The organism is Aquabacterium sp., from assembly GCF_049274795.1.
Classification (GTDB): domain Bacteria; phylum Pseudomonadota; class Gammaproteobacteria; order Burkholderiales; family Burkholderiaceae_C; genus Aquabacterium.
Genome location: NZ_JBASTH010000047.1, coordinates 1 through 2,602, shown reverse-complemented (window position 1 = coordinate 2,602; position 2,602 = coordinate 1). Strand labels below are relative to the sequence as shown.

General features: G+C 68.8%; 3 protein-coding genes. All 3 read right to left on the bottom strand.

Features of this window, described 5'->3' with window-relative positions:
• Window positions 1-84: 84 nt before the first annotated feature.
• A complete protein-coding gene (locus WAQ08_RS07785; RefSeq protein WP_422190643.1) occupies window positions 85-309 on the bottom strand; it encodes a hypothetical protein in 225 nt (74 codons plus the stop codon).
• Entirely contained in the window at window positions 306-1,475 is a 1,170-nt protein-coding gene (locus tag WAQ08_RS07780) for a PepSY-associated TM helix domain-containing protein (RefSeq protein ID WP_422190641.1), read from the bottom strand. The genes WAQ08_RS07785 and WAQ08_RS07780 overlap by 4 nt, the downstream gene beginning before the upstream one ends.
• A gap of 139 nt (window positions 1,476-1,614) precedes the next feature.
• Window positions 1,615-2,466 carry a carbon-nitrogen hydrolase family protein gene (locus tag WAQ08_RS07775; protein WP_422190639.1) on the bottom strand — a complete coding sequence of 284 codons (852 nt, stop codon included), beginning with the start codon at window positions 2,464-2,466 and terminating at the stop codon, window positions 1,615-1,617.
• Window positions 2,467-2,602 lie beyond the last annotated feature (136 nt).

Genomic DNA, 2,602 nt, shown 5'->3' with positions numbered 1-2,602 from the left:
GGCTGGCGCCAGGTGTGGGTGCAGGGCGATCAGGCTCGGCGGCTGGACACGCTGGCGCGCTCGTTCTGACGCTCGGGGCGAGGATCAGCCCTTGCGCCCGATGAACCACAGCGCCACCAGCAGCGGCAGCGACAGCAGCGCCCACGACACCGCATCCCACACGCCATCGGCCAGCAGCGCCGACACCAGGCCGGCGCCACTGGCCACGCCGATCAGCAGCGGCCAGCGGAACACCTGCCACAGGCTGTAGTGCTTGCCGCTGCGGCGAGTCTCCTGGTGCAGCGCGTGGCGCTGTTCGGCGCGGCTCATGGTGTGGCTCCCGTCGTGGCCTGCGCGGCCGTTGCATCAGCGTCAGCCGGCGCATGCAGCGCCGATGGGCGCTTGCTGGCCCGCTTGCGCGCGATCCACAGGTACAGGCCGCTGCCCAGCACCACGATGGTGGCGATGTCCAGCAGCGCCCACACCACCTTGAGCGGCATGCCGCCGTAGTCGCCGAAGTGCAGCGGCTGCGACACCAGCAGGGCCGTGAGGTACCAGGGCAGCTCGCGGCTGTCGGTGATCTGGCTCGTCACCGCATCGACCAGCACCGGCTTGACCAGGCGCGAGGTGAGCGGCTCATGCCCGCGCATGAAGATGGCGTAGTGGTGCGGGCTGGAAAAAGCCGTGCCCGGGAAGGCCACGAAAGACAGCGTCATGTCCGGCTCCAGCGCTTGCGAGTGCTCGACCGATTGCTGCAGCGAGCCCAGCACCTTGGGCACGGACTGGCCCTGGTACTTGGCCGTCATCGCGCCCAGTTCCTGGTACTGGTAGAGCTTCACCATCAGGTCGGCCCAGGTGTTGATCACGCCGGTGAAGCCTACCACCAGAGCCCACACCACGGTGACGATGCCCAGCAGGTTGTGCAGATCCAGCCAGCGCACGCGCGTGGAGCGGTCGCGCCGCACCGCGCCGAAATCCAGCTTGCGCATGAAGGGCGCGTACAGCACCACGCCCGACACGATGGCCGCCACCAGCAGCAGCCCCATCAGCCCCAGGAAAAGCTTGCCCGGCAGGCCGGCGAACAAATCCACGTGCAGCCGGAACATCACGTACATGAAGCCTTCGCCCACCTTGGGCTCGGCCAGCACCTGGCCCGTGCGCGCATCCACCGCCACGGACTTGAAGCCCTCGTTGGCCAGCGGCGTGTCGTTGAGGGTCACGTACCAGATCGTGTCGTCGTCTTCCTCGCGCGAGATGAACTGCACCACCTTGCCGGGCTGGCGGGCCTTGGCGCTCTCGATCACCTTGTCCAGGCTGGCGCGCGGCGTGCCTGCGGGCATGGCCGGGGCCTCGACCGCATCACCCAGCAGGTGCTCGATCTCGTGGTGGAAGATCAGCGGCAGGCCCGTCAGGCACAGCAGTAGCATGAAGATGGTGCACACCAGGCTGGACCAGGTGTGCACCCACGCCCATCGGCGCAGGGAGGTGGGAGTCATGGGATCCGGGGCAGTGACGCGAGGCGGTGCTCGCCAACATCGAGAATGATAATGATTCCCAATTGTTTTGCGGTCATCTGCCGCCGGAAACTGAATGAACGGTCTGTGAGACGCCCGGTGGTGTGCAGCCGGGGCTCGCTCAGCCCAGCACGCGGTGCGCCAGCGCTGGCAACTGGCTGCGCAGCGTGGCCTGGCGTTCACGGTCCAGCGTGGCCAGCACGACGCCTTCGCCCTCGGGCTGCACGGCCAGCACCTGGCCCCACGGATCGATGGCGATGGAGTGCCCGAAGGTGCGCCGCCCGCTGGCGTGCGTGCCGCCCTGGGCCGGCGCCAGCACGTGGCACAGGTTTTCAACCGCGCGGGCGCGTAGCAGCAGCTCCCAGTGCGCCTGGCCCGTGGTGTGGGTGAAGGCGGCGGGCAGCACGATCAGATCGCAGGGCTCTGTGCGGGTGAGCTGGCGGAACAGCTCCGGAAAGCGCAGGTCGTAGCAGATGCCCAGGCCCACGCGCCAGGCCTGGCCGGCGCGGTCGGTGGCGGTGAAGGCCACGGGCGTGTCGCCGGGCGTGAGGGTGGCGGCCTCGTCGTAGCGACGCTCGCCATCGTCGAAACAGAACAGGTGGATCTTGTCGTAGCGCGCGGCCTGCTGGCCCTGTGGGTCATAGACCATCAGGCTGTTGTAGACGCGGTCGGCCTTTGGGCTGCGCAGGGGCAGGGTGCCGCCGATCACCCACACGCCGTGCTCGCGCGCGGCCTGGGCCAGCGTGGTCTGGAGGGGTGTGCTGGCGCTGTGCGTGCTACTCAAGGCGTCATCAGCCAGGTCTTCGGCGATGCGCAGCTTGTCGCCGTCACACAGGCCCATCAGGCAGAAGTACTCGGGCAGGGTCACCAGTTCCGCCCCGGCCTGGGCGGCCTGGGCGATCAGGCGGCGGGCGGTGGCAAGGTTCTCGTCCACGTCGGGCGTGGACACCATCTGCAGGGCGGCGACTTTCATGGGCCCATGGTAGCGCTATGCTTGCGACCATGACGAGCGCCCTCGACCTTCCCCCGTCGAACCCGGTGGCTGATACGGCCCTGGCGTCGGCGTCTCTCCCGCCGCAGGTCGCGCACCTGCAGGCGCAGGTGCGCGA